Source organism: Pseudomonas sp. Arb-4-2C (assembly GCF_055755015.1).
In genome coordinates this window covers 5,281,808-5,306,648 of record NZ_CM146899.1, presented here as the reverse complement: position 1 = coordinate 5,306,648, position 24,841 = coordinate 5,281,808, and the positions used below count along the sequence as shown (strand labels likewise).

Sequence of the window (24,841 nt, the reverse complement as noted above, 5' to 3'; positions counted from 1 at the left end):
CGGTGGGAGATCCCCAATCCAGTCTGGGAGCGGGCTTGCTCGCGAAAGCGCTGTGTCTGGCGATGTATCTCTTGGGTCTGCACAAGGAAATGGATGACATGGATACCTGTATTCGCTGGTTTCAACGCTTCATCTGGATCGGCATTGCGATGAACATGGTGTTCGCGATCCCTGCGCTGTTTGCGCCGGGGTTGCTGACATCGGTGGTCGGTCTGCCGCCGCAACTTTCCGATCCATGGCTGGAAAACGCCGGGATGCTGCTGGTGGGCATCAGCGTGTTTTACATGCCGTCGGGCTTCAACGCGCCGCGCTATGTGGTGCATTCCTGGCTGTGCGTACTGACACGGCTGATTGCTGTGGTGTTCTGGATCTACTTGATCAATACCAGCATCCAGGGCTCGGTGTTCGTACCGATGCTGATGGGCGATCTGAGCTTCTTTCTGATCCTCGGCATTTTGCTGTACCTCGGCACCACGCCGCAGAACCGGCCATGGGCGCTGCTGTGCGATGGCTGGCGTGAATGGCGCGCGGCGTGGAAGCGGCAATGGCAGAGCCACGGCTTCAAGGTCGGAACACTGGTGGTGCTGGCAGTGCTCGGTTTCATCGGTTACGAGACCTGGTACCAGATGCTGCGGGTGGTGCCGGAGCAGGAATACGCCTCGGACGAGGATCACTACAAATACGCCGCCATCGGCCTGGGCATCGAAGCGCGAATCCCGTATTACCTGTTTGCCGTGCTGCCGCAGATGTGCCCGGAAAAAATGCCCAAGCCCGGCGGCTGGGAAGTCTTCGGCTTCCTCTATGAGAACGGCAAGGACCTGCCGATCGGCATGGCCAAGCGGCAGATCGGCTACCCGACGGTAGAGCCGAACTGCGCGCTGTGCCACACCGGTTCCTACCGCGCCAGTGCCAGCGACGTCGCGGTCAACGTGCCGAGCGCGCCGGCCAACACCCTGCAACTGCAGGCCTTCCAGTGGTACGCCTACGATTGCGCCAGCGATCCGAAATTCACCACCGACGCGGTGATGGCGGCGATCAACAGCAAATTCCAGCTGGGCTTCTTCGAGAAACTCTACAACCGTTACCTGATCATCCCGATGGCGAAAAGCGCCTTGCTCAAGCAGAAGCAGGCCTACGCCTGGCAGAAGCTGCGGCCGCAACAGGGGCCGGGGCGCACCGACACCTTCAACCCGACGAAAATGGTGGTGTTCGGCTTCCCGGATGACTCGACCATCGGCACTGTCGACCTGCCGCAAGTGTGGAACCAGAAACCGCGGGAATCGATGTATCTGCACTGGGACGGCAATAACAACAAAATCCATGAACGCAACTACGCCGCCGCCATGGCCGTGGGCGCGACGCCGGAGTCGGTGCTCCCGCCCAGTTTCAACCGCGTGACCAACTGGCTGCTCGGGCACAAGGCACCGGCGTGGCCGTGGGCACTGGATCAGGCCAAAGTCGCCCAGGGCAAACCGATCTGGGAGGCCAATTGCGCCGCTTGTCACGACTTCGGGCGTGCCGATACCGGGCAGGTCACCACCCACATCGATCAACTGGGCACTGATCCACATCGGTTGGACTCGTTCACCACCGGTCTGGTGGCGGCGTTCCATACCTTCAAGAAACCGCCGTTCGACTTCGGTGCGTATCGCAAGACCCAAAGCTACAGCAACACGCCGACTGACGGCGTCTGGTTGCGTGCGCCATACCTGCACAACGGTTCGGTGCCGACTTTGTGGGACCTGCTGCAACCGCCGGAAAAACGTCCGGTCGTGTTCATCACCGGCTCCGACGTGTACGACCCGGTCAACGTCGGGTTCGTCACCACGGGTGCCCAGGCCAAGGCCTCGGCGGACTTCAACTACGACACCCGGCTGGAGGGCAACCACAACACCGGTCACTTGTATGGCACGCAGTTGTCGGACGACGACAAGCGTGCGCTGATCGAATTCATGAAAACCCTGTGAGCCCTTACGGATAGAGGATTTCGTCATGTCAGCAGTCGCTCATCTCAAGCATGAAATCGACAAGGTCAAAGTACGTCTGCACGGTCTGTTCACGCGGGTGGAAATGGCCTGGATGAAGCTCATCAGCGAACTGGAACCCGAGGAGTTTCAGGCCATCATCAAGTTGCTCCAGCGCGGTCACGATCAGGCGCAGTACGTGCTCAAGCACGGCGAGTTGCCGGACGACGAGCCGGCCGTGCCGTGGGAGTTGTCCCACGGTTTGTCGATCCTGCGGATCGGCAACGCGACCCCCTTGCCGCAATCACCCGATCAACTGCAGACCACGGTGCTCAAGGACGGCACGTTGTTGGGATGTCGCAAGTGGGAACTGCTGGATCTGCTGTGGAGTGAAGCACTGCTCAAGTGGATCGAAAACCTGCGTCATCACGCGACCTTCGGTACTGACCCGGCGGTGGTGCAAATGGATCGCGACGTGACGCTGGCGATTGCCGGGGACTGGGGCACGGGGCCGTTCAACAGCCATGCGCCGGCGGTGTCGGTGGCCAACCAGATGCAGCTGGCCAACGCCGATTTCACCATTCACCTGGGGGATGTCTATTACGCCGGTACGCATTCTCAGGAAGACACCGACATGGCCGGCTGGCCGATGGGCACCCACGGTTCGTTCACCCTCAATTCCAATCACGAGATGTACAGCGGCGCCCACGGTTATTTCAAGGAGCTGGCCGCGCGTTTTCCGGGGCAGCAGGGCACCAGCTACTTTGCCCTGATCAACGACGACTGGCTGATTGTCGGACTGGACACGGCGTACGCCTCGGATGTCATGAATCTGTACATGGACGGTACGCTGAACAAGCCGCAGATCGAGTGGATGAAAGGCTTGCCGAAACGCAAGAAACTCATGGTGCTGAGCCACCATCAGGGCTTCGATATTACCGGGCACAACAAGACCGCGCTGTACCAGCCGGTGTGCGATGCATTGGGGCGCGAGCCGGATTACTGGTACTGGGGGCATCTGCACAACGGCATCGTCTACGCGACCCAGGGCGGTTTGCACGCGCGCTGCGCCGGGCACGGAGCGATTCCCTATGGCACCACCAGCGAGCTGAACGGGCATTCGCGGATATTGTTTTCGGAGACTCAGGATGCAAAAGACCCGGACTATCCGCTGCGGGTGTTGAACGGGTACGCGAAAATCAGGTTGGTGGGGGAGGAGATTTTTGAGGAGTTTATTGGCGAGGATGGCAGTGTGAGGTGGTCATCCAAATAATTGGGTGAATGTGAGGACGCCATCGCGAGCAGGCTCACTCCTACAGTTGGAATGCGTTCCCCTGTAGGAGTGAGCCTGCTCGCGAAGCTTTTTGCCTTTGCTTTTAGCCCTGGACGGGGACGCCTTTGAGGTACGGCGCAGGTTCGGCTCCAAGGTTGCTCAACAGACGCTCGCTGTACCAGTCGACGAAGTTGACCACGCCAAACTCATAGGTCTTGGAGTACGGCCCCGGCTGGTAAGCCGTCGAGTTGATCCCGCGCTGGTTCTCTTCAGCCAGACGACGGTCCTGATCGTTGGTCGCATCCCACACCTGACGCATGCGCTCGACGTCGTAGTCCACGCCTTCGACCGCGTCCTTGTGCACCAGCCATTTGGTGGTGACCATGGTTTCCTGCGCGCTGATCGGCCACACGGTGAAGACGATGATGTGGTCGCCCATGCAGTGGTTCCAAGAGTGTGGCAGGTGCAGGATGCGCATCGAACCGAGGTCCGGATTCTTGATGCGGCCCATCAGTTTCGCGCAGCCCTGTTTGCCATCGAGGGTCATCGACACGGTGCCCTTGAGCAGCGGCATGCGCACGATGCGGTTACGCAGGCCGAAACTGGCGTGGGCGTAAGGGATCTTCTCGGCTTCCCAGGCGGCAGCAGAGGCGGCGACGTGATCCTTGAATGCCTGATCGGCGCGCGGGTCGGTGACGTCGTCCCACTCCAGCAGGGTTTTCAGCAGTTCCGGGTGCGACGCGCTGCAGTGGTAGCACTCGCGGTTGTTTTCCAGCACCAGTTTCCAGTTGGCCTTTTCCATCAAGGTGGTGGTGATCGCCACCTTGGTGTTCTCCATATCGTACGGTTCCATGTAGTGGTTCAGCGTCGACAGGAAGTCATCGATGGCCGGCGGATTTTCCGCCAGGCTGATGAAGATGTAGCCGCCGGCGGTCTTCACGTTCACTGGTTTGAGGCCGTACTGCTTCATGTCGAAGTCGGCGCCCATTTCGGTGCCGGCGAACAGCAGGCGACCGTCCAGCTCGTACGTCCACTGGTGGTAGTGGCAGACCAGTTTGGCGACCTTGCCCTTGTCGCTGGTGCACAGGCGCGAACCGCGGTGCCGGCAGACGTTGTGAAACGCATGCACCACGCCTTCGGCACCACGGATCACGATGATCGGGTTCTTGCCGATCTGCAGCGTCAGGTAGTTGCCTTTGGCCGGGATCTCGCAGGTCATGCCGGCGATCAGCCATTCTTTCTGGAAGATCTCCTGCATGTCGATATCGAACAGCCGCTCGTCGCTGTAGAACGGTTGCGGCAGCGAAAAGGTGCGCTCGCGCTCCTGGAGCATTTGTGCGGTGGCCTTGCGTGCGGGTTCCAGCGGATCGCCCAGGCTGATTTTTGCGGTGACGTCCATCGATGTGATCCTCATGGCCATCTGCGTGGCCGGCGAAAGTGGCTAATACGGTTGTGCTACGCAAGGTGTAAAGAATCTGTCTTGGTGTGGGGCGAGTGTGGGGCCGGCGCTGCCCGGAACCTTATCCATGGGCGACATGGTGCAATCTGTTCCCGACGCGCAACCCCCGGTGGTTGGGGGCTGGTCGCGATAAGTATGCCGATGTCGCGGATAGGTAAACGGGCGGTCTGCGCTATACGCAGAATCGCCACATGAAGGCCGACAGTCGGCCGTGGAGAACAGCATGTCCAACAGCTTCCTGAATCCGGTCACCACCCAGACCTGGGCCAATGGCCGACACATCGTCCGTTGCGTCAAAGTCATCCAGGAAACCTGGGACGTGCGCACCTTCTGCTTCATGGCGGATCAGCCGATCCTGTTCTTCTTCAAGCCCGGCCAGTTCGTGACCCTGGAGCTGGAAATCGAAGGCCAACCGATCATGCGCTCGTACACGATTTCCAGTTCGCCGTCGGTGCCTTACAGCTTCTCGGTGACCATCAAGCGCGTACCGGGGGGCAAGGTCTCCAACTGGTTGCACGACACTCTTCATGAAGGGCAGGAGCTGGCGGTGCACGGGCCGGTAGGACTGTTCAACGCCATCGACTTCCCGAGCCCGAAAGTGCTTTATCTGAGCGGCGGCGTGGGGATCACCCCGTGCATGTCGATGGCGCGCTGGTTCTACGACACCAACGCCAACGTCGACATGACCTTTATCCACAGCGCGCGCTCGCCGAAAGACATCATTTACCACCGCGAGCTGGAACACATGGCGTCGCGGATCGACAACTTCAGCCTGCACCTGATCTGCGAGAAACACGGGCTGGGCGAGCCGTGGGCCGGCTACCGTGGCTACCTCAATCACAAGATGCTCGAACTGATGGTGCCCGACTTCCTTGAGCGCGAAGTGTTCTGCTGCGGCCCGACGCCGTACATGAACGCGGTCAAGCGCCTGCTGGAAGTCGCCGGTTACGACATGAGCCGTTACCACGAGGAATCTTTCGGTGCTACGCCACCGGAAGCCCGTGCCGATGCGGTGGAGCAGGCCGAGCAGGCAGCCGATGCCCCGGAAATCGATGCGGCGGATCTGCATCAGGTCGAATTTACCGCGTCCGGCAAGAGCATCCGCGTAGCCCCGGGCGAGACCGTGCATGCGGCGGCTGCCAAGCTCGGCCTGATGATCCCGAAAGCCTGCGGCATGGGGATTTGCGGGACGTGCAAGGTACTGAAGCTGGGCGGCGAAGTGGAGATGGAGCACAACGGCGGGATTACCGAGGACGACGAGGCTGAAGGGTTTATCTTGTCGTGCTGCAGTGTGCCGAAGGGCGACGTCAGAATCGAATTCTAAGGTTTTGCACAAACCCAATGTGGGAGCGGGCTTGCTCGCGAAAGCGGTGTGTCATTCAACGTTGATATTGACTGATCCGACGCCTTCGCGAGCAAGCCCGCTCCCACAGGGGGATGTATTTTCAGTCGATAAACAAGTCGGGCATCAGGGTTGCAGTGCTGCCCGGCTCGAAGCGGTAGTGTTCGAACTGCGCCACACCGTGCTCGCGCAAAATTTCTTCGTCGATAAGCAACCGCCCGGTGATCTGCCGTTGGCGGCTAGTCAAAATCACATGCGCCGCGTCCGCCATGATCGAAGGCGAACGTGCATGCTTGAATGAATCGCGATTGCCCAGCTGAAACTCGATCGCCGCCGTGGCAATCATCGTCTGCGGCCACAGTGAGTTGACGCTGATCCCGTAACTGGCGAATTCCTCGCTCATGCCCACCGTCAGCATGCTCATGCCGTACTTGGTCACCGTATACGGGCTGTACTGCGCGAACCACTTGCTCGCCAGATTCAGCGGCGGCGACAGGTTGAGGATGTGCCCGGCGGATTTCTTCAGATAGGGCAGGGCGGCCTGGCTGCACAGCAGCACCGCGCGGGTGTTGATCTGGTGCATCAGGTCGAAACGCTTGAGTTCGATGTGTTGCACGCCGGTGAGCTTGATCGCTCCGGCGTTGTTCACCAATGCGTCGATACCGCCGAAGTGTTCGTTGGCTTGCGCGAGTGCCTGGCGCACGGCGTCTTCATCACGCACATCCAGTTGCAATGCCAACGCTGTGCCGCCCGCCGCTTCGACTTCGGCGGCGACGCTGTGGATGGTGCCGGGTAATTTGGCGTGGGGTTCGGCGCTCTTGGCGGCGATGACGATATTGGCCCCGTCCTTTGCGGCCCGCAGCGCAATCTCACGGCCAATGCCACGGCTGGCGCCGGTGATGAACAGGGTTTTGCCTTGTAACGACATGCCGATGCTCCTGCTTATTGTTATGTGAGCGGAGGGCTCGACAGACAATGTAGACGAAGTCTTCAGGTGCGAACGAGGAGGGGCGATTGGATTGGGCGAGCTTTTGTGGGAGCGAGCCTGCTCGCGAAAGCGGTCTGTCAGCCGAGTTCTATGTCGGATGCGCCGGCCTCTTCGCGAGCAGGCTCGCTCCCGCAGGGGAGGGGAGCTATCAGGCGGACATGACTTCGCGGATGTCGCGGGCCAGTTCGCGCACGCGTTCTTCTTCGGTGTCCCACGAGCACATGAAGCGTGCGCCGCCCTTGCCGATGAAGGTGTAGAAGCGCCACTGCTTCGCGGTCAGGGCGGCGATGGCCGGCTCCGACAGTTGCAGGAACACGCCGTTGGCCTGCACCGGGAACATCAGTTCGACGCCCGGAATGTCGCTGACCAGCTCGGCCAGCAGTTGCGCGCAGTGGTTGGCGTGACGGGCGTATTTGAGCCAGGCGTCGTTTTCGAGAATGCCGACCCATGGCGCCGACAGGAAGCGCATTTTCGACGCCAGTTGTCCGGCCTGCTTGCAGCGGTAGTCGAAGTCTTCAGCCAGTTTGTGGTTGAAGAACAGAATGGCCTCACCCACCGCCATGCCGTTTTTCGTGCCGCCGAAGCACAGCACATCGACGCCGGCCTTCCAGGTCAGGTCGGCCGGCGAGCAGCCGAGGAAGGCGCAGGCGTTGGAGAAACGCGCGCCGTCCATGTGCAGGTGCAGGCCCAGTTCCTTGCAGGTGGCGCTGATGGCGCGGACTTCTTCCGGGGTGTAGACGCTGCCGACTTCAGTGGCCTGGGTCAGCGTTACAACGCGTGGTTTGGGATAGTGGATGTCCTGGCGTTTGAGCGCGACTTCACGGATCGACTGCGGGGTGATCTTGCCGTTTTCGGTGCCGGCGATCAGCAGTTTCGAACCGTTGGAGAAGAATTCCGGCGCGCCGCATTCGTCGGTTTCGACGTGGGCGGTTTCCGAGCAGATCACGCTGTGGTAACTCTGGCACAGCGACGACAGCGCCAGCGAGTTGGCGGCGGTGCCGTTGAAGGCGAAGAACACCTCGCAGTCGGTTTCGAACAGTTTGCGGAAATGATCGGACGCGCGTGCGGTCCACTCATCGTCACCATAGGCGCGCTGGTGGCCGTGGTTGGCCTGTTCCATGGCAGCCCAGGCTTCAGGGCAGATACCGGAGTAGTTGTCGCTGGCGAATTGTTGGCTCTTGTCGGTCATGGCCGGCTTCCGTGGTCGAGACTCTTGTGAAGGCTCGTGGTCAATGATGGTGCGCACTTTACCGAAGATCTTCCGGGGAGCACACGGGATGTCGCTGTCAGAAAATTACCAGTTGGCGACCCGATTATGCACGTGACTAAACGCGACGGCGCGCTGGATTTGCTCAAGTGGCTGGCGTTGTTGAGCATGCTGCTCGATCACCTGCGATATGTCGGGATCAGCGCCGATTGGCTGTATGTTCCGGGGCGGATGGCCTTCCCGTGGTTCTGTCTGGCGATGGCGGCGAATCTCGCGCGTGCCGGCGCGCAGAAAACGCAATGGCGCTATCTGGGCTGGCTGCTGCTGTTCAGTGCAGTCAGCGAGATTCCCTACCGCTGGTACATTCCTGATCCAGACACCTTGAACGTGATGCCCACGCTGGCGCTGGGGTTGCTGGTGGCGCGGGGCTGGCAGGATCGCACGCTGCTGTCGCGACTGTTGGGCGTCGGTGCCTTGGTGCTGGCGGCGCTGTTTTCGCAGTGGCTGATGTTCGGCGTGTCGGGTGTGCTGTTGCCGCTGGCGTTGCTGCTGGTGATTGGTCGGCGCTGGTATTTCAGTCTGCTGCCGGGGCTCGTGTGTCTGGCGGGCAATCAGTGGCAGGTGCTGTATGAGGCGGCGCAGTTCGGCAACTACGTGGCGGTGTTCGGCATCGCGGCATGTCTGATTGCGCCAATGCTCGGGCTGTTCTTGTTGCGACACGCCAGGTCTCTCCATCCGCCGCCCATGCGCCGTTGGGCCTACGCACTCTATCCCGCGCATTTCCTCTTGCTGCTTGCCATCCGCCAGCTCTTCACATAACCCCTGTGGGAGCGGGCTTGCTCGCGAAAGCGGTGGTTCAGTCAACGGAGAGGGTGAATGACAATCCGCCTTCGCGAGCAAGCCCGCTCCCACAGGGGATCTGCGCCGATTCGATGAATGTGTCGGGCAAGCCATTTCGAACCATGTCGTAAACGCACCTTTGCGTGGCGTCCGTAGGCATTTGAGCTGTCTGCGCCGGTCATACCATCGCATCAAAGGGCACTGTCGCAAGACCGCGGCCTGACCAAGACAAAATGGCGCACCGACGCCGCCGGGAGAGACGCGATGTTCAGCAAGCAAGACCAGATCCAGGGTTACGACGATGCACTGCTGGCGGCGATGAATGCCGAGGAGCAACGTCAGGAAGATCACATCGAGCTGATCGCGTCGGAAAACTACACCAGCAAACGCGTCATGGAAGCGCAAGGCAGCGGCCTGACCAACAAATACGCCGAAGGTTATCCGGGCAAGCGCTACTACGGCGGCTGCGAGCATGTGGATAAAGTCGAAGCGCTGGCCATCGAGCGCGCCAAGCAACTGTTCGGCGCCGATTACGCCAACGTCCAGCCGCACTCCGGTTCGTCGGCCAACAGTGCCGTGTACCTGGCGCTGATCCAGCCGGGCGACACCATCCTCGGCATGAGCCTGGCCCACGGCGGTCACCTGACCCACGGCGCCAAAGTGTCGTCCTCGGGCAAGCTGTACAACGCGGTGCAGTACGGCATCAACACCGACACCGGTTTGATCGATTACGACGAAGTCGAGCGTCTGGCCGTCGAGTGCAAGCCGAAGATGATCGTCGCCGGTTTCTCCGCCTACTCCAAGACCCTGGACTTCCCGCGCTTCCGGCAGATCGCCGACAAGGTTGGCGCATTGCTGTTCGTCGACATGGCCCACGTGGCCGGTCTGGTGGCCGCCGGTCTGTACCCGAACCCGCTGCCGTACGCCGACGTGGTCACCACCACGACTCACAAGACCCTGCGTGGTCCGCGTGGCGGGCTGATCCTGGCCAAGTCCAACGAAGAGATCGAGAAGAAGCTCAACGCGGCGGTATTCCCCGGCGCTCAGGGCGGCCCGCTGATGCACGTCATCGCCGGTAAAGCGGTGTGCTTCAAGGAAGCGCTGGAGCCAGGCTTCAAGGCTTATCAGCAACAAGTGATCGACAACGCCAAGGCCATGGCCAGCGTGTTTATCAAACGTGGCTACGATGTAGTGTCCGGCGGTACCGACAACCACCTGTTCCTGGTCAGCCTGATCCGTCAGGGCCTGACCGGTAAAGACGCCGACGCCGCCCTTGGCCGCGCGCACATCACCGTCAACAAGAACGCTGTGCCGAACGACCCGCAGTCGCCGTTCGTGACCTCGGGCCTGCGCATCGGCACCCCGGCAGTCACCACGCGTGGCTTCAAGGTTGCCCAGTGCGAAGTGCTGGCCGGCTGGATCTGCGACATCCTCGACAACCTCGGTGACGCCGATGTTGAAGCGAATGTGGCCAAGAACGTCGCGGCACTGTGCGCCGACTACCCGGTTTATCGCTGAGCGGTTTGGAGTAAATGACTATGCAACGCTATTCGGGCTTCGGCCTCTTCAAACACTCCCTCAGCCACCACGAAAACTGGCAGCGCATGTGGCGCACGCCCACGCCGAAGAAGGTCTACGACGTGGTCATCGTCGGCGGTGGCGGGCACGGTCTGGCAACCGCCTACTACCTGGCCAAGGAACACGGCATCACCAACGTGGCCGTGGTCGAGAAAGGCTGGCTGGGCGGCGGTAACACCGCGCGCAACACCACCATCGTGCGTTCCAACTACCTGTGGGACGAGTCGGCGCACCTCTACGAACACGCGATGAAACTCTGGGAAGGCCTGTCCCAGGACCTGAACTACAACGTGATGTTCTCCCAGCGCGGCGTCTACAACCTGTGCCACACCCTGCAGGACATCCGTGATTCCGAGCGTCGGGTCAGCGCCAACCGCCTCAACGGCGTCGACGGCGAGCTGCTCAATGCCAAGCAAGTGGCTGACGAAATTCCGTACCTCGACTGCTCGAAAAACACCCGTTACCCGGTGATGGGCGCAACCGTTCAGCGTCGCGGCGGCGTCGCTCGTCACGATGCCGTGGCCTGGGGCTTTGCCCGTGCCGCCGACGCCTTGGGCGTGGACTTGATCCAGCAGACTGAAGTGATCGGTTTCCGTAAGGAAAACGGTGTGTGCATCGGTGTTGAGACCAACAAGGGTTTCATCGGCGCCAAGCGCGTCGGCGTGGTCACCGCCGGTAACTCCGGGCACATGGCCAAACTCGCCGGTTTCCGTCTGCCGATCGAATCCCACCCGCTGCAGGCGCTGGTGTCCGAGCCGATCAAACCGATTATCGACAGCGTGATCATGTCCAACGCCGTGCACGGTTACATCAGCCAGTCCGACAAGGGCGACCTGGTGATCGGCGCCGGTATCGACGGCTACAACGGCTACGGCCAGCGCGGTTCGTACCCGGTGATCGAGCACACCATCCAGGCCATCGTCGAGATGTTCCCGGTGCTGTCGCGCGTACGCATGAACCGCCAGTGGGGCGGCATCGTCGACACCACCCCGGACGCTTGCCCGATCATTTCGAAAACCCCGGTACCGAACATGTTCTTCAACTGCGGTTGGGGCACCGGTGGCTTCAAGGCCACACCTGGCTCGGGCAACGTGTTTGCCGCAAGCCTGGCCAAGGGTGAAATGCACCCATTGGCTGCACCGTTCTCCATCGACCGTTTCCACAACGGCGCACTCATCGACGAACACGGCGCTGCTGCCGTCGCCCACTAACAGGAGAAATCCCCATGTTGCATATCTTCTGTCCTCACTGCGGCGAACTGCGCTCCGAAGAGGAATTCCACGCATCCGGTCAGGCGCACATTCCGCGCCCGCTCGACCCTGGCGCCTGCACTGATGAAGAGTGGGGCGACTACATGTTTTTCCGCGACAACCCGCGCGGTCTGCACCACGAGCTGTGGGATCACGTCGCCGGTTGCCGCCAGTACTTCAACGTCACCCGCGACACCGTGACCTACGAGATTCTCGAAACCTACAAGATCGGCACCAAGCCGCAATTCACCGACAAGGCTGACACTGCGAAAACAGCCACGCCGGCGCTGGGAGAGAAGGTATGAGCCAGACCAATCGCCTGTCCAACGGTGGACGGATCGACCGCAACAAAGTGCTGAGCTTCACCTTCAACGGTCAGAACTACAAAGGCTTCGAGGGCGACTCGCTGGCCTCGGCGCTGATCGCCAACGGCGTCGACATCATCGGCCGCAGCTTCAAGTATTCGCGTCCTCGCGGGATCTTCGCCGCTGGCGCCGAAGAGCCGAACGCGGTGCTGCAGATCGGTGCGACCGAAGCCACGCAGATTCCCAACGTGCGCGCCACGCAACAGGCGCTGTATCAAGGTTTGGTCGCCACCAGCACCAACGGCTGGCCGAGCGTCAACAACGACATGATGGGCATTCTCGGCAAGGTCGGCGGCAAGCTGATGCCACCGGGTTTCTACTACAAAACCTTCATGTACCCGCAATCGTTCTGGATGACTTACGAGAAGTACATTCGCAAGGCTGCCGGCCTGGGCCGCTCGCCGACCGAAGTCGATCCGGACACCTACGACTACATGAACCAGCACTGCGACGTGCTGATCGTCGGCGCCGGCCCTGCCGGTCTGGCGGCTGCCCTGGCCGCTGCGCGCAGCGGTGCCCGGGTGATTCTTGCCGATGAGCAAGAGGAGTTCGGCGGCAGCCTGCTTGATTCCCGCGAAAGCCTCGACGGCAAACCGGCGGTGGAGTGGGTTGCCAGCGTCATCGCTGAATTGAAGAACACCCCGGACGTGCTGCTGTTGCCGCGCGCCACGGTCAACGGCTACCACGACCACAACTTCCTGACCATTCACGAACGCCTCACCGATCACCTCGGTGACCGCGCGCCAATCGGCCAGGTGCGTCAGCGCATCCACCGCGTTCGCGCCAAGCGTGTGGTGTTGGCGACCGGTGCGCACGAACGTCCGCTGGTCTACGGCAACAACGACGTGCCGGGCAACATGCTCGCCGGTGCGGTCTCGACTTACGTACGCCGTTACGGCGTGGCGCCGGGCAAGAAACTGGTGCTGACCACCAACAACGATCACGCCTACCGCGTGGCACTCGATTGGCTCGACGCCAGTCTGCAAGTGGTGGCCATCGCTGATGCGCGCAGCAACCCGCGTGGTGCGCTGGTGGAAGAAGCCCGCGCCAAAGGTATCCGCATCCTCACCGGCAGCGCCGTGATCGAAGCCCGTGGCAGCAAACGCGTTACCGCTGCCCGCGTCGCCGCAATTGATGTCAAAGCACATGCCGTGACCAGTCCGGGCGAGTGGCTCGACTGCGACGTGATCGCCAGTTCCGGTGGTTACAGCCCGGTCGTTCACTTGGCATCGCACCTCGGCGGCAAGCCGACCTGGCGTGAAGACATCCTCGGTTTCGTACCGGGCGAAGCACCGCAGAAGCGCGTGTGTGTCGGCGGCATCAATGGCGTTTACGGCCTCGGTGATTCGCTGGCCGATGGTTTCGAAGGTGGCGCACGCGCTGCCAGTGAAGCCGGTTTCGGTGTGGTTGAAGGTACGCTGCCCAAAGCGCTGAGCCGTCTCGAAGAAGCGACCCTGGCGCTGTTCCAGGTGCCGCATGAGAAGGGCACCTCGCGTGCGCCGAAACAATTCGTCGACCTGCAGAACGACGTCACCGCCGCCGCCATCGAACTGGCGACCCGCGAAGGTTTCGAGTCGGTCGAACACGTCAAACGTTACACCGCGCTGGGCTTCGGCACCGATCAGGGCAAGCTTGGCAACGTCAACGGCCTGGCGATTGCCGCCCGTTCGCTGAACGTGACCATCCCGCAGATGGGCACCACGATGTTCCGCCCGAACTACACGCCGGTGACCTTCGGCGCTGTGGCCGGGCGTCATTGCGGGCACATCTTCGAACCGGTGCGTCACACCGCGCTGCATGCCTGGCATGTGAAGAACGGCGCCGAATTCGAAGACGTCGGTCAGTGGAAGCGTCCTTGGTACTTCCCGAAAAACGGCGAAGACCTGCATGCAGCAGTCAAGCGCGAATGCAAGGCTGTGCGCGACAGCGTCGGCCTGCTCGACGCCTCGACCCTGGGCAAGATCGACATTCAAGGCCCGGATGCCCGCGAGTTCCTTAACCGCGTGTACACCAACGCCTGGACCAAGCTCGACGTGGGCAAGGCCCGCTATGGCCTGATGTGCAAAGAAGACGGCATGGTCTTCGATGACGGTGTGACGGCGTGCCTGGCCGACAACCATTTCGTCATGACCACCACCACCGGCGGCGCAGCTCGCGTACTGCAATGGCTGGAGCTGTACCACCAGACCGAATGGCCGGACATGAAGGTCTACTTCACCTCTGTCACCGACCACTGGGCAACCATGACCCTGTCCGGCCCGAATAGCCGCAAGCTGCTCAGCGCTGTGACGGATATCGACCTGAGCAACGAAGCCTTCCCGTTCATGACCTGGAAAGAAGGTCTGGTTGGCGGTGTGCCGGCACGGGTGTTCCGCATCTCGTTCACCGGTGAGCTGTCGTACGAAGTCAACGTGCAGGCCGACTACGCGATGGGTGTGTTGGAGAAGATTGTTGAGGCAGGGAAGGCCTTCAACCTGACGCCATATGGCACCGAAACCATGCACGTGCTGCGCGCCGAGAAGGGTTTCATCATCGTCGGTCAGGACACTGACGGCTCGATGACCCCGGACGATCTGAACATGGGCTGGTGTGTGGGGCGCACCAAACCGTTCTCGTGGGTCGGCCAGCGCGGCATGAACCGTGAAGACTGTGTGCGTGATCAGCGTAAACAACTGGTGGGCTTGAAGCCGATCGATCCGAACGTGTGGCTGCCGGAAGGTGCGCAACTGGTGTTCAACACCAAGCAGGCGATCCCGATGACCATGGTCGGCCACGTCACCTCCAGTTACGCGCACAACTCCCTTGGTTATTCGTTTGCCATGGGGGTGGTCAAGGGCGGTCTGAAGCGCATGGGCGAGCGGGTGTTTGCACCGCTGGCCGATGGCAGCGTGATCGAGGCGGAGATTGTTTCTTCGGTGTTCTTCGATCCGAAGGGTGATCGGCAGAACATTTGATGGCCTCAAGAACTGTGGGCGGGCGGCTATTCGCGAGCAGGCTCGCTCCCACATTCGACCGCGTTCCCCTGTGGGAGCGAGCCTGCTCGCGAAAGCGGTAGAGCCGCCACCGCAGGAACCAACAGAATTCAGCAAAGGTGCTTTATGACCACAGCCAACGTGTACCAACAACGCCCGACCACCGGTGCCCGTGCCGAATCGTCGCTGCACCATGCCGACCTCGCCAGCCTGGTCGGCAAGGGACGCAAGAACGCCGGCGTGATCGTGCGTGAAAAGAAACTCCTCGGTCACCTGACCATTCGTGGCGATGGCCACGATGCCGCCTTCGCCGCTGGCGTGCACAAGGCCCTGGGCATTGAGTTGCCCGGCGCGCTGAGCGTGATCGTCAAAGGCGAAACCAGCCTGCAATGGATGGGCCCGGACGAGTGGCTGCTGATCGTGCCGAGCGGTGAAGAGTTCGCCGCCGAGCAGAAACTGCGTGAAGCGCTGGGCGATCTGCACATCGCGATCGTCAACGTCAGCGGCGGCCAGCAAGTGCTCGAACTGAGCGGGCCGAACGTGCGTCAGGTGCTGATGAAATCCACCAGCTACGACGTGCACCCGAACAGCTTTCCGGTCGGTAAAGCAGTCGGCACGGTGTTCGCCAAGTCGCAGCTGATGATTCGCCATACGGCGGAAGACACCTGGGAATTGCTGATTCGTCGCAGCTTCTCGGATTACTGGTGGCTGTGGCTGCAGGATGCGTCCGCCGAATACGGGCTTAGCGTCCAGGCTTGAGGTGAATTGCGTCGAGCTAGCTTGCGTGTAGGGCCTGAGAATTTTGCCCCCTCACCCCAACCCTCTCCCCCAAGGGGGCTAGGGTGAGGGGAAAAAATCCCCCTGACACCCCGAACACAGAACAGGAGTCACCGCACCATGAGCCGCGCCCCAGACACATGGATTCTGACCGCCGACTGCCCCAGCGTCCTCGGCACCGTGGACGCGGTGACGCGTTTTCTGTTCGAGCAGGGTTGCTACGTCACCGAGCACCACTCGTTCGATGACCGGCTCTCGGGCCGCTTCTTCATTCGCGTGGAGTTCCGTCAGCCTGACGGCTTCGACGAACAATCCTTCCGTGCAGGCTTGGCCGAACGCGGACAGGCCTTCGGCATGATCTTCGAACTGACCGCGCCGAACTATCGGCCGAAAGTGGTGATCATGGTCTCCAAGGCCGATCACTGCCTCAACGATTTGCTCTATCGCCAGCGCATCGGCCAGTTGTCGATGGACGTGGCGGCGGTGGTGTCCAATCACCCGGACCTCAAGCCGCTGGCCGACTGGCACCAGATTCCCTACTACCACTTCCCCCTCGACCCCAACGACAAGCCGTCGCAGGAGCGTCAGGTGTGGCAGGTGATCGAAGATTCCGGCGCCGAACTGGTGATCCTCGCCCGCTACATGCAGGTGCTGTCGCCGGAGTTGTGCCGCAAGCTCGACGGCAAGGCGATCAACATTCACCACTCGTTGCTGCCGGGGTTCAAGGGGGCCAAGCCGTATCACCAGGCCTACAACAAAGGCGTGAAACTGGTGGGCGCCACGGCGCATTACATCAACAACGATCTCGATGAAGGGCCGATTATTGCCCAGGGCGTCGAGGCGGTGGATCACAGTCATTACCCCGAGGATCTGATTGCCAAGGGGCGCGATATTGAAGGCCTGACCCTGGCCCGGGCCGTTGGGTATCACATTGAGCGGAGGGTGTTTCTCAACGCTAATCGCACGGTCGTTCTTTAGATCGCTTTCGCGAGCAAGCCCGCTCCCACAGTTTGATCTCAGGTGTGACAGAGATCTTTGTTTCAACACAAATCCCCTGTGGGAGCGGGCTTGCTCGCGAGGGGGCCATAACTGACAACGCAAAACCAACAAGCAAAACCCGAGCACTTAACGCGCTGCCTGCCTGGGCAACGCGGTTCCATAAAAACAACAGCGAGGTGAAAGCATGTCTGGCAATCGTGGTGTGGTGTATCTCGGCGCTGGCAAGGTCGAAGTACAGAAAATCGACTATCCGAAAATGCAGGACCCGCGCGGCAGGAAGATCGAGCACGGTGTCATCCTGCGTGTGGTGTCCACCAACATTTGTGGCTCCGACCAGCACATGGTGCGTGGCCGTACCACGGCGCAGACCGGTCTGGTGCTGGGCCATGAAATCACCGGCGAAGTGATCGAAAAGGGTTCCGACGTCGAGAACCTGAAAATCGGCGACCTGGTCTCCGTACCGTTCAACGTGGCTTGCGGGCGCTGCCGTTCCTGCAAGGAGCAGCACACCGGTGTCTGCCTGACCGTCAACCCGGCCCGTGCCGGCGGTGCCTACGGTTACGTCGACATGGGCGACTGGACCGGCGGCCAGGCCGAATACGTGCTGGTGCCGTACGCTGACTTCAACCTGCTGAAACTGCCGGACCGCGACAAGGCCATGGAGAAAATCCGTGACCTGACCTGCCTCTCCGACATCCTGCCGACCGGTTATCACGGCGCGGTCACTGCGGGCGTTGGCCCAGGCAGCACCGTTTACATTGCGGGCGCCGGCCCGGTCGGTCTGGCCGCTGCTGCTTCGGCGCGTCTGCTGGGCGCTGCGGTGGTGATCATCGGTGACGTCAACACCATCCGCCTGGCGCACGCCAAGGCCCAGGGTTTTGAAGTGGTCGATCTGTCCAAAGACACGCCTTTGCATGAACAGATCGCCGCATTGCTGGGCGAACCGGAAGTTGATTGCGCGGTGGATTGCGTGGGCTTCGAGGCCCGTGGCCACGGTCATGACGGAGTGAAATCAGAAGCCCCGGCCACCGTGCTCAACTCGCTGATGGGCGTGGTGCGTGTGGCGGGCAAGATCGGTATCCCGGGGCTGTACGTGACCGAGGACCCGGGCGCCGTGGACGCCGCCGCAAAAATGGGCAGCCTGAGCATTCGCTTCGGCCTCGGTTGGGCTAAATCCCACAGCTTTCACACCGGCCAGACCCCGGTGATGAAGTACAACCGCCAGCTGATGCAGGCCATCATGTGGGACCGCATCAACATTGCCGAAGTGGTGGGCGTGCAGGTCATCAGCCTTGATCAGGCGCCGGAAGGTTACGGCGAGTTCGATGCTGGCGTGCCGAAGAAGTTTGTGATTGATCCGCATCGGTTGTTCAGTGCGGCGTAAGTAAAAAAGGGCGACCCACGGGTCGCCCTTTTTATGTGATGCCTGCCGCTGAAAGCGTCAAATTCAATTGGATTTGAGTTTCAGATATGGAGTGGAATTCTCGCCGTTTTCAACGATCTTTTTCCCACCATAACTACAGATCGAGCCGTCTAGGCTTTCTGCTTTCAGTTCGTATTTCGGTGCCAAGAAGTCGTCTCGGGTTGACAGAGTTTCGCCGGTCCATGTTTTGCCTTCGAAACTGGCGGTGTATTTGAAACCGGTGTTGTTCGGCTTTGGAACGCTGCTGTCCGTATAGGCCGATGATTTGATGGTATTGACCGGAGGACAGCTTTCGACACCGGCTGCGTAAGCGTTCGTAGTAGCTGCGCCAATGATAAAAAGCGCCATTGCGATCGACTTGTTCATTTCCACACTCCTGTATGTATGTATGTTTGTTTGGAGTGCCCAGCATGGGAAGTTAACCCTATTCGCACTACTGTCAGGTTTGACAGGTTGTTATATCTCCTCGCGATAAAAAGACTTTGTACTCATAACTTGATCACAGTGCAGCCAAAGCACCCTGATAAAGGACTGGGCCCGTCGGCTGTCCGGTCGGCGAACCACCCTTCGGCTCCAGACTGACCGCCAGCGCAATCGGCTTGCCGATCAACACTTTCTGCGCCTCGCTCAGCTCAACCTTGCCTTTGCCGCCTGCCGGGATCACACCGAGCGAGATCGGTTTGCCATCGGCCGGGATTGCCCACAGTTCCAGGCTGCGATCAGGTCCAACCGCCGCCAATGTCAGCGGCTCCACTTGCAGATAGTCCGCATGCGCCTCGACCTTCAGCGCCGGTTGCGCGTCGGCGGTCAGCAGGGTGGCGCGATAGCGGGCGTCGTCGCGGTTGTACAGCGAGCCGAGGAACACCAGCACGACGATCGAACAGGCCGCGACGCTGACCCGCAGCCAGTTCCAGAACGGGCGTTTTTGCGGGACGTGCAGCACTTGCGGCTCGATCCGCGCGGTAATGCGTTGCCACACGCGATCGGGTACCGGCTGTTCCGGCACCACGTCGGTCAGGCTGGCGAGGCTTTCCTGCCATTGCGCCAGCTCGGTTCGCAGGGCCGCGTCGTCCAGCAGCAATTGTTCGAAGCGCCGCCGCGCCGCCGAAGACATCAGGCCGATGGCGTAATCGGCAGCGAGGGCGCGGCGCAGGGCCGGGGTCTGGTAGTTCATGATTCAAGGCACCTGCGCAGACGCTCCATGCCCCGGCGAATCCATGATTTCACCGAACCCAGTGGTGCGGCCAGGTGTTCGGCCAGTTCCGAGCAGGACAGGCCCTGAAAGTAGGCGACGGTGATCGACTGGCGCTGCTGGCCCTCGAGGGTGTCCAGGCAGCGGTGCAGGGCGCTGGCTTCACGGCTGCGGTTCAACAGTTCATGCGCCGAAGGGCTTTCGTCCGCGAGGGCGTCCTGTTCGACATCGGTCAGCGGCCGCTCGCGAAGTTTGCGCAATTGATCGATGGCTTGATGGCGGGTGATGTTGATCATCCAGGTCAGCGGCGCCGACAAATGGGCTTCGTAGCGCGAAGCGTTGTTCCAGATGCGCACGAAGCTTTCCTGCAAGACCTCTTCGGCCAGATCCGCACGGCCCATGAAGCGTAGGGCCACGCCGTGCAGGCGCGGGCCGACGCTGCGGTACAGCGTTTCGAAGGCGCGACGATCACCCAGTGAGCACTGGGCCAACAGCTGGCGCAACTGATCGGTGTCGGCGATGGAAATGACGTCTCTCCAGGCAAAGGGCGGGCGACGAGGACTGATCTCGGGCTGTTCACAGGCTAGTTCAGCAAAAGCGCTTGTGCCATTCATCGCGGCCATTCCAGGGTTTCACGATTTATATACGTGGCTATGCTGAAAATGGATGCGCGGGCGAGGAACATGCCGCCGCATAACCGGTCAAACCGGCAGTTTCGCCGCCCATTGAAGGGTGGTTTCACAGCGCAAGAGGATGTCTGAATGAAGATTTCACGCGGTATTGCAATGGCTTCGCTGATGACCCTTGCGGCCAGCCCGGTGTTCGCCGGTTTCAGCCTGGACGATGTGACCAAGGCTGCTGCAAGCATGCAGGGCGGCAACGCCGCCACTGCCGCCGCGCCGACCTCGGAAACCGCCGGTCTGCTGCAAGCTGTCACCGGTCTGGGGGTTACGCCTCAGCAAGCCGTCGGGGGCACCAGCGCCATGCTTGGCCTGGCCAAGAACCAATTGAGCAGCACCGATTATTCGCAGTTGGCCAAAGAAGTGCCGGGCATCGACAAACTGTCGGGCGGTAGCGGCAACATGGCGGCATTGAGCGGCTTGCTGGGCTCGTCGGGCAAGTCAGCCGGTCTGGAAAACGCACTGGGCAACGTCAAGAACACCAGTGACCTGAACAATGCCTTTGGCGCATTGGGCATGGACAGCGGCATGGTTGGCCAGTTTGCTCCGGTGCTCCTCAAGTATCTGGGTGATCAAGGCGTCGGCGGCCCGCTGCTGCAAAGCCTGGGCAGCATCTGGGGCGCCGGCACCGGTAGCTGATTCAGGCGCGCTCGCCGCGTAATTCGGCGATGCGCTGATCCTTCTCGGTCCAGAGTTGGTTGACCCAGCTCTGGACCTTCTCGCGAAACACCGGATCATTCTCGTAGTCGCCCTGCGCCAGCGCCGGGTCGAGTTCGCGGGTCTTGATGTCGATGATCACCCGCGGCACGTTGCCGCTGATCAAATCCCAGAATCCTGGAATCTTCTGCTGTGGATAAACCACGGTGACATCGAGAATTGCATCCAGTTGTTCGCCCATCGCCGCGAGGACAAACGCCACGCCGCCCGCCTTGGGCTTGAGCAGGTGCTTGAACGGTGACTGCTGCTGCGCGCTTTTCGCTGCGGTGTAGCGGGTGCCTTCCAGATAATTGACCACGGTCACCGGCTGACGCTTGAACAACTCGCAGGCCTGTCTGGTGATCTCCAGATCCTTGCCCGCCAGCTCCGGATGTTTGGCCAGGAACGCCTTGGTGTAGCGCTTCATGAACGGGTAATCCAGCGCCCACCACGCCAGCCCCAGGAATGGCACCCAGATCAGCTCTTTCTTGAGGAAGAACTTGAAGAACGGCGTGCGCCGGTTGAGGGCCTGGATCAGCGCCGGAATGTCGACCCACGACTGGTGGTTGCTGACTACCAGATACGAGGTGTCACCGCGCAGGTCTTCGCCGCCGCGAATGTCCCACTGAGTGGGGATGCACAGGCGAAAGATCAGTTTGTCGATCTCGGCCCAGGTCTCGGCGATCCACATCACCGCCCACGACGCATAATCACGCCAGCGCCCGGGCGCGACCAGCTTGAGCAGAGCAAAGACCATCAACGGCCCGATCAGGATCAGGGTGTTGAGCAACAGCAGCAGGGTGACGAAACAGCCGGTGAGCAGGCGGCGCATAAGCAACTCTATGAAGGCGGATGGGCGCGCCATGATAAGTGGCTTCGGGCGACAGGCCAAATCGGGGGTGACGAATGTTTCACTTTCGGGCCGGTATGCTTTGCTCAAAAGTTGTGTTGAATGTGCTGGCCTCTTCGCGAGCAAGCCCGCTCCCACATTGGATCTACTGTGTACATGCTGTCTTCAGCACACCACCAATCCCCTGTGGGAGCGGGCTTGCTCGCGAAGGCGGACTTGAGGCGAACCAATTGCCCGCCCGCTGTCTAAAATCTCGCGTCTGACGCCCTCATTTTTCAAGGAAGCCCTCTACGTGAAATCCCTCCTTGCACTGTTTGCCCTCGTTGCCCTGCCGGTCATGGCCGCCGAGCCGACCCTGTACGGGCGTTATGAATACATCGCGCTGCCGGAAATCGGCGGCGAGGTGCTCAAGGCCAAGATGGACACCGGCGCGCTGACCGCCTCGCTGTCGGCCAAGGACATCGAGACCTTCACCCGCGACGGCGAGAACTGGGTGCGCTTTCGCCTCGGCACCAAGGACGCCAGCAACAAGGTCTATGAACACAAGGTCGCGCGGATCAGCAAGATCAAGAGCCGCGCAGATGAGGAGGACGACAGCGATGCCACTGAAGTCGCCAAGCGCCCGGTGGTCGATCTGGAACTGTGCCTGGGCAACGTCAAGCGTACCGTCGAGGTCAACCTGACCGACCGCAGCAACTTCAACTACCCGTTGCTGATCGGTGCCAAGGCCCTGCGCGAGTTCGGCGCGGCCGTGAACCCGGCGCGGCGCTTTACCGCCGACAAGCCGGACTGCTAAGTGGTCTCATTGACGTAACGTCGGGCTTGGGGCACCGTTCCCGCACTTTACCCATGGGCTCGGATGCCATGCCTCATATCCTGATTGTCGAAGACGAAGCGGCGATTGCCGACACGCTGATTTTTGCCCTGCAGGGCGAGGGGTTCACCACCACGTGGCTGAGCCTCGGCGCGGCGGCGCTGGAGCATCAACGGCAGACGCCGGCCGATCTGATCATTCTCGATATCGGTCTGCCGGACATCAGCGGTTTCGAAACCTGCAAACAGCTGCGGCGCTTCAGCGAAGTGCCGGTGTTGTTCCTCAGTGCCCGGGACGCCGAGATCGACCGCGTGGTGGGGCTGGAGATCGGCGCCGACGACTACGTGGTCAAGCCGTTCAGCCCACGGGAAGTCGCGGCGCGGGTACGGGCGATTCTCAAGCGCATGGCACCGCGTCCTGCGGTGGAGGCCACTTCGGCGGTGTTTCGCATCGATCCCGAGCGTGTGCTGATCAGCTATCGGGGGCAGCCACTGAGCCTGACCCGCCACGAATTCCGTCTGTTGCAGTGCCTGCTCGAACAACCGCAGCGAGTGTTCAGCCGCGAGCAGTTGCTCGATGCGCTGGGCGTGGCGGCGGACGCCGGTTACGAGCGCAGCATCGACAGCCATATCAAAAGCGTGCGCGCCAAACTGCGTCTGGTGCGTGCCGACGCCGAGCCGATCCAGACCCATCGCGGCCTCGGTTACAGCTACAGCCCGGGGCACAGCTGATGTCGCTGGGGCTGCGGATTTTTCTGGTGTATGTGCTGTTTGTCGGCCTGACCGGTTACTTCGTGCTCAATACGGTGATGGAGGAAATCCGCCCCGGTGTGCGCCAGTCCACCGAAGAAACCCTGGTCGACACGGCTAATCTGATGGCGGAAATCCTGCGTGATGATTTCAAGGCCGGGACGCTCAGCGAGAACCGCTGGCCCGAATTGCTGCGTGCCTATGGCGAGCGTCAGCCGCAGGCGACGATCTGGGGCTTGCCGAAAAACCAGGTCAACCACCGCATCTACGTCACCGATGCCAAGGGTATTGTGGTGCTGGATTCCAGCGGGGTGGCGGTCGGTCAGGATTATTCGCGCTGGAACGACGTCTACCTGACCTTGCGTGGCGAGTACGGTGCGCGGTCGAGCCGCAGCGATCCCAACGATGCGAACTCTTCGGTAATGCACGTCGGCGCGCCGATTCGCGATAACGGCAAAATCATCGGCGTGGTCACTGTGGCCAAGCCCAACAGCTCATTGCAGCCTTATGTCGATCGTACCGAGCGGCGCTTGCTGTTCTATGGCGCCGGGCTGATCGGCCTGGGTTTGCTGTTCGGCGCCTTGTTGTCATGGTGGCTGAGTCGCGCGCTGCACCGCTTGACCGGGTACGCCCAGGCCGTGAGTGAGGGGCGGCGGGTCGAGGTGCCGCATTACCGTGGCGGTGAGCTGGAACAACTGGCCACGGCGGTGGAGCAGATGCGCACCCAGCTGGAGGGCAAGGCTTACGTCGAACGCTACGTGCACACCCTGACTCACGAATTGAAAAGTCCGCTGGCGGCGATTCGCGGTGCGGCAGAGTTGCTGCAGGGTGACATGCCCACCATCCAGCGCCTGCGCTTTGTCGGCAACATCGACAGTGAAAGTGAGCGGATGCAGCAGTTGATCGAGCGGCTGCTGAACCTGGCGCAGGTGGAGCAGCGTCAGGGGCTGGAGGAGCGGGTAGCGGTGCCGCTGGCAGCGTTGCTCGACGAATTGGTGCGGGCGCAGGCATCGCGAATCGAAGGTCGACGGCTCAAGATCGAGCAGACGATTGCACCGGATCTGTTGCTGATCGGCGAGCCGTTTCTGCTGCGTCAGGCGCTGGGTAATCTGCTGGAGAATGCGCTCGATTTCACCCCGATTTCAGGGAGGCTGCGCTTGAGTGCCGAACGTGTCGGGGAGCAGGTCGAGTTCCACCTGTTCAATGAGGCAGCGCCGATTCCCGAGTACGCTTTACCGCGCTTGTGTGAGCGCTTCTACTCGTTGCCGCGCCCGGACAGCGGCCGCAAAAGCACCGGGCTGGGGCTGAACTTTGTCGCAGAAGTCGCCCAATTACATGGTGGTCAGCTGTCGATCAGCAACGTTTCGGGCGGAGTACTGGTGGTGCTGAGCCTGCCCTGATGCGTCGCGGGCAGGCTCACGCA

The 24,841-nt window shown here is 61.2% G+C and carries 22 protein-coding genes; 15 read left to right on the top strand and 7 right to left on the bottom strand.

All coding sequences use genetic code 11. The features are described 5' to 3' along the window. Positions 1 to 98 precede the first annotated feature (98 nt). Complete coding sequence (locus tag AC0J41_RS24135; RefSeq protein ID WP_025108550.1) at positions 99 to 1,967, top strand: c-type cytochrome; 1,869 nt, start codon at positions 99 to 101, stop codon at positions 1,965 to 1,967. A 25-nt stretch (positions 1,968 to 1,992) separates the two neighbouring features. Continuing rightward, on the top strand, positions 1,993 to 3,237 hold the full coding sequence (locus tag AC0J41_RS24130) for a metallophosphoesterase family protein (RefSeq protein ID WP_473013782.1): 1,245 nt from the start codon (positions 1,993 to 1,995) through the stop codon (positions 3,235 to 3,237). 103 nt (positions 3,238 to 3,340) lie between these two features. Here the strand turns inward: AC0J41_RS24130 and gbcA are convergent, their stop codons facing one another. Beyond that, positions 3,341 to 4,636: a glycine-betaine demethylase subunit GbcA gene (gene gbcA / locus AC0J41_RS24125; RefSeq protein WP_473013781.1), complete on the bottom strand. Its 1,296-nt coding sequence runs from the start codon at positions 4,634 to 4,636 to the stop codon at positions 3,341 to 3,343. A gap of 283 nt (positions 4,637 to 4,919) precedes the next feature. On the opposite strand from gbcA, the gene gbcB reads away from it, so the two are divergent. Next, positions 4,920 to 6,020 carry a glycine-betaine demethylase subunit GbcB gene (gene gbcB / locus AC0J41_RS24120; protein ID WP_025108553.1) on the top strand — a complete coding sequence of 367 codons (1,101 nt, stop codon included), beginning with the start codon at positions 4,920 to 4,922 and terminating at the stop codon, positions 6,018 to 6,020. Positions 6,021 to 6,141: 121 nt separating this feature from the next. Here gbcB and AC0J41_RS24115 read toward each other — a convergent pair whose 3' ends face one another. Continuing rightward, positions 6,142 to 6,966 (bottom strand): SDR family oxidoreductase, encoded by an 825-nt coding sequence (locus tag AC0J41_RS24115; protein ID WP_473013780.1) that lies wholly within the window; start codon positions 6,964 to 6,966, stop codon positions 6,142 to 6,144. 208 nt (positions 6,967 to 7,174) lie between these two features. Beyond that, positions 7,175 to 8,215: a threonine aldolase family protein gene (locus tag AC0J41_RS24110; protein ID WP_025108555.1), complete on the bottom strand. Its 1,041-nt coding sequence runs from the start codon at positions 8,213 to 8,215 to the stop codon at positions 7,175 to 7,177. A gap of 126 nt (positions 8,216 to 8,341) precedes the next feature. On the opposite strand from AC0J41_RS24110, the gene AC0J41_RS24105 reads away from it, so the two are divergent. The 8 genes from AC0J41_RS24105 to fdhA all read left to right on the top strand — a co-directional run bounded on the left by AC0J41_RS24105 (position 8,342) and on the right by fdhA (position 18,398). Further along, entirely contained in the window at positions 8,342 to 9,052 is a 711-nt protein-coding gene (locus tag AC0J41_RS24105; RefSeq protein ID WP_473013779.1) for a TraX family protein, read from the top strand. A gap of 285 nt (positions 9,053 to 9,337) precedes the next feature. Then, positions 9,338 to 10,591 carry a serine hydroxymethyltransferase gene (glyA, locus tag AC0J41_RS24100; protein ID WP_003228965.1) on the top strand — a complete coding sequence of 418 codons (1,254 nt, stop codon included), beginning with the start codon at positions 9,338 to 9,340 and terminating at the stop codon, positions 10,589 to 10,591. A gap of 20 nt (positions 10,592 to 10,611) precedes the next feature. Further along, the gene (locus AC0J41_RS24095; RefSeq protein WP_003206307.1) at positions 10,612 to 11,862 is read left to right on the top strand and encodes a sarcosine oxidase subunit beta; all 1,251 of its coding nucleotides are present in this window, start codon (positions 10,612 to 10,614) and stop codon (positions 11,860 to 11,862) included. A gap of 14 nt (positions 11,863 to 11,876) precedes the next feature. Then, a complete protein-coding gene (locus AC0J41_RS24090; protein WP_473013778.1) occupies positions 11,877 to 12,206 on the top strand; it encodes a sarcosine oxidase subunit delta in 330 nt (109 codons plus the stop codon). Next, complete coding sequence (locus AC0J41_RS24085) at positions 12,203 to 15,220, top strand: sarcosine oxidase subunit alpha (RefSeq protein ID WP_473013777.1); 3,018 nt, start codon at positions 12,203 to 12,205, stop codon at positions 15,218 to 15,220. Before AC0J41_RS24090 ends, AC0J41_RS24085 begins: the two co-directional genes overlap by 4 nt. A 144-nt stretch (positions 15,221 to 15,364) precedes the next feature. Next, on the top strand, positions 15,365 to 15,997 hold the full coding sequence (locus AC0J41_RS24080) for a sarcosine oxidase subunit gamma (RefSeq protein WP_025108558.1): 633 nt from the start codon (positions 15,365 to 15,367) through the stop codon (positions 15,995 to 15,997). A gap of 138 nt (positions 15,998 to 16,135) precedes the next feature. Next, positions 16,136 to 16,993 carry a formyltetrahydrofolate deformylase gene (gene purU / locus AC0J41_RS24075; RefSeq protein ID WP_025108559.1) on the top strand — a complete coding sequence of 286 codons (858 nt, stop codon included), beginning with the start codon at positions 16,136 to 16,138 and terminating at the stop codon, positions 16,991 to 16,993. Positions 16,994 to 17,198: 205 nt separating this feature from the next. Beyond that, on the top strand, positions 17,199 to 18,398 hold the full coding sequence (gene fdhA, locus AC0J41_RS24070; protein WP_007962594.1) for a formaldehyde dehydrogenase, glutathione-independent: 1,200 nt from the start codon (positions 17,199 to 17,201) through the stop codon (positions 18,396 to 18,398). A gap of 63 nt (positions 18,399 to 18,461) precedes the next feature. On the opposite strand, the gene AC0J41_RS24065 is transcribed toward fdhA, so the two are convergent. The 3 genes from AC0J41_RS24065 to AC0J41_RS24055 form a co-directional block, all read right to left on the bottom strand. After that, entirely contained in the window at positions 18,462 to 18,803 is a 342-nt protein-coding gene (locus AC0J41_RS24065; RefSeq protein ID WP_473013776.1) for a hypothetical protein, read from the bottom strand. A gap of 133 nt (positions 18,804 to 18,936) precedes the next feature. Further along, complete coding sequence (locus tag AC0J41_RS24060; RefSeq protein ID WP_473013775.1) at positions 18,937 to 19,611, bottom strand: anti-sigma factor; 675 nt, start codon at positions 19,609 to 19,611, stop codon at positions 18,937 to 18,939. After that, complete coding sequence (locus AC0J41_RS24055) at positions 19,608 to 20,243, bottom strand: RNA polymerase sigma factor (protein ID WP_473013774.1); 636 nt, start codon at positions 20,241 to 20,243, stop codon at positions 19,608 to 19,610. Before AC0J41_RS24055 ends, AC0J41_RS24060 begins: the two co-directional genes overlap by 4 nt. Positions 20,244 to 20,390: 147 nt before the next feature. Between AC0J41_RS24055 and AC0J41_RS24050 the strand changes: the two genes are divergently transcribed. Continuing rightward, positions 20,391 to 20,948, top strand: a complete 558-nt coding sequence (locus AC0J41_RS24050; RefSeq protein WP_025108562.1) for a DUF2780 domain-containing protein — start codon at positions 20,391 to 20,393, stop codon at positions 20,946 to 20,948. Position 20,949: 1 nt separating this feature from the next. Here AC0J41_RS24050 and AC0J41_RS24045 read toward each other — a convergent pair whose 3' ends face one another. Next, positions 20,950 to 21,837 carry an acyltransferase gene (locus AC0J41_RS24045; RefSeq protein WP_473013773.1) on the bottom strand — a complete coding sequence of 296 codons (888 nt, stop codon included), beginning with the start codon at positions 21,835 to 21,837 and terminating at the stop codon, positions 20,950 to 20,952. A 310-nt stretch (positions 21,838 to 22,147) separates the two neighbouring features. Between AC0J41_RS24045 and rloA2 the strand changes: the two genes are divergently transcribed. From rloA2 to creC, 3 genes are all read left to right on the top strand, one after another. Beyond that, positions 22,148 to 22,651, top strand: coding sequence for a retropepsin-like aspartic peptidase RloA2 (gene rloA2 / locus AC0J41_RS24040; protein ID WP_025108564.1), 504 nt, complete (start codon positions 22,148 to 22,150; stop codon positions 22,649 to 22,651). A gap of 68 nt (positions 22,652 to 22,719) precedes the next feature. Further along, positions 22,720 to 23,400 carry a two-component system response regulator CreB gene (gene creB, locus AC0J41_RS24035; protein ID WP_025108565.1) on the top strand — a complete coding sequence of 227 codons (681 nt, stop codon included), beginning with the start codon at positions 22,720 to 22,722 and terminating at the stop codon, positions 23,398 to 23,400. Then, complete coding sequence (creC, locus tag AC0J41_RS24030; RefSeq protein ID WP_473013772.1) at positions 23,400 to 24,818, top strand: two-component system sensor histidine kinase CreC; 1,419 nt, start codon at positions 23,400 to 23,402, stop codon at positions 24,816 to 24,818. Before creB ends, creC begins: the two co-directional genes overlap by 1 nt. Positions 24,819 to 24,841 lie beyond the last annotated feature (23 nt).

What these genes read in the sequence shown, in the direction of transcription:
- gbcB (WP_025108553.1), top strand. Translation starts at nt 4,920, where the DNA reads ATGTCCAACAGCTTCCTGAATCCGGTCACCACCCAGACCTGGGCCAAT.
- AC0J41_RS24045 (WP_473013773.1), bottom strand. Translation starts at nt 21,837, where the DNA reads ATGCGCCGCCTGCTCACCGGCTGTTTCGTCACCCTGCTGCTGTTGCTC.
- AC0J41_RS24050 (WP_025108562.1), top strand. Translation starts at nt 20,391, where the DNA reads ATGAAGATTTCACGCGGTATTGCAATGGCTTCGCTGATGACCCTTGCG.
- gbcA (WP_473013781.1), bottom strand. Translation starts at nt 4,636, where the DNA reads ATGGACGTCACCGCAAAAATCAGCCTGGGCGATCCGCTGGAACCCGCA.
- AC0J41_RS24135 (WP_025108550.1), top strand. Translation starts at nt 99, where the DNA reads ATGGATACCTGTATTCGCTGGTTTCAACGCTTCATCTGGATCGGCATT.
- AC0J41_RS24095 (WP_003206307.1), top strand. Translation starts at nt 10,612, where the DNA reads ATGCAACGCTATTCGGGCTTCGGCCTCTTCAAACACTCCCTCAGCCAC.
- AC0J41_RS24080 (WP_025108558.1), top strand. Translation starts at nt 15,365, where the DNA reads ATGACCACAGCCAACGTGTACCAACAACGCCCGACCACCGGTGCCCGT.
- AC0J41_RS24085 (WP_473013777.1), top strand. Translation starts at nt 12,203, where the DNA reads ATGAGCCAGACCAATCGCCTGTCCAACGGTGGACGGATCGACCGCAAC.
- AC0J41_RS24065 (WP_473013776.1), bottom strand. Translation starts at nt 18,803, where the DNA reads ATGAACAAGTCGATCGCAATGGCGCTTTTTATCATTGGCGCAGCTACT.
- AC0J41_RS24090 (WP_473013778.1), top strand. Translation starts at nt 11,877, where the DNA reads ATGTTGCATATCTTCTGTCCTCACTGCGGCGAACTGCGCTCCGAAGAG.
- glyA (WP_003228965.1), top strand. Translation starts at nt 9,338, where the DNA reads ATGTTCAGCAAGCAAGACCAGATCCAGGGTTACGACGATGCACTGCTG.
- AC0J41_RS24060 (WP_473013775.1), bottom strand. Translation starts at nt 19,611, where the DNA reads ATGAACTACCAGACCCCGGCCCTGCGCCGCGCCCTCGCTGCCGATTAC.
- AC0J41_RS24115 (WP_473013780.1), bottom strand. Translation starts at nt 6,966, where the DNA reads ATGTCGTTACAAGGCAAAACCCTGTTCATCACCGGCGCCAGCCGTGGC.
- fdhA (WP_007962594.1), top strand. Translation starts at nt 17,199, where the DNA reads ATGTCTGGCAATCGTGGTGTGGTGTATCTCGGCGCTGGCAAGGTCGAA.
- AC0J41_RS24105 (WP_473013779.1), top strand. Translation starts at nt 8,342, where the DNA reads ATGCACGTGACTAAACGCGACGGCGCGCTGGATTTGCTCAAGTGGCTG.
- AC0J41_RS24055 (WP_473013774.1), bottom strand. Translation starts at nt 20,243, where the DNA reads ATGAATGGCACAAGCGCTTTTGCTGAACTAGCCTGTGAACAGCCCGAG.
- purU (WP_025108559.1), top strand. Translation starts at nt 16,136, where the DNA reads ATGAGCCGCGCCCCAGACACATGGATTCTGACCGCCGACTGCCCCAGC.
- AC0J41_RS24130 (WP_473013782.1), top strand. Translation starts at nt 1,993, where the DNA reads ATGTCAGCAGTCGCTCATCTCAAGCATGAAATCGACAAGGTCAAAGTA.
- creB (WP_025108565.1), top strand. Translation starts at nt 22,720, where the DNA reads ATGCCTCATATCCTGATTGTCGAAGACGAAGCGGCGATTGCCGACACG.
- AC0J41_RS24110 (WP_025108555.1), bottom strand. Translation starts at nt 8,215, where the DNA reads ATGACCGACAAGAGCCAACAATTCGCCAGCGACAACTACTCCGGTATC.
- creC (WP_473013772.1), top strand. Translation starts at nt 23,400, where the DNA reads ATGTCGCTGGGGCTGCGGATTTTTCTGGTGTATGTGCTGTTTGTCGGC.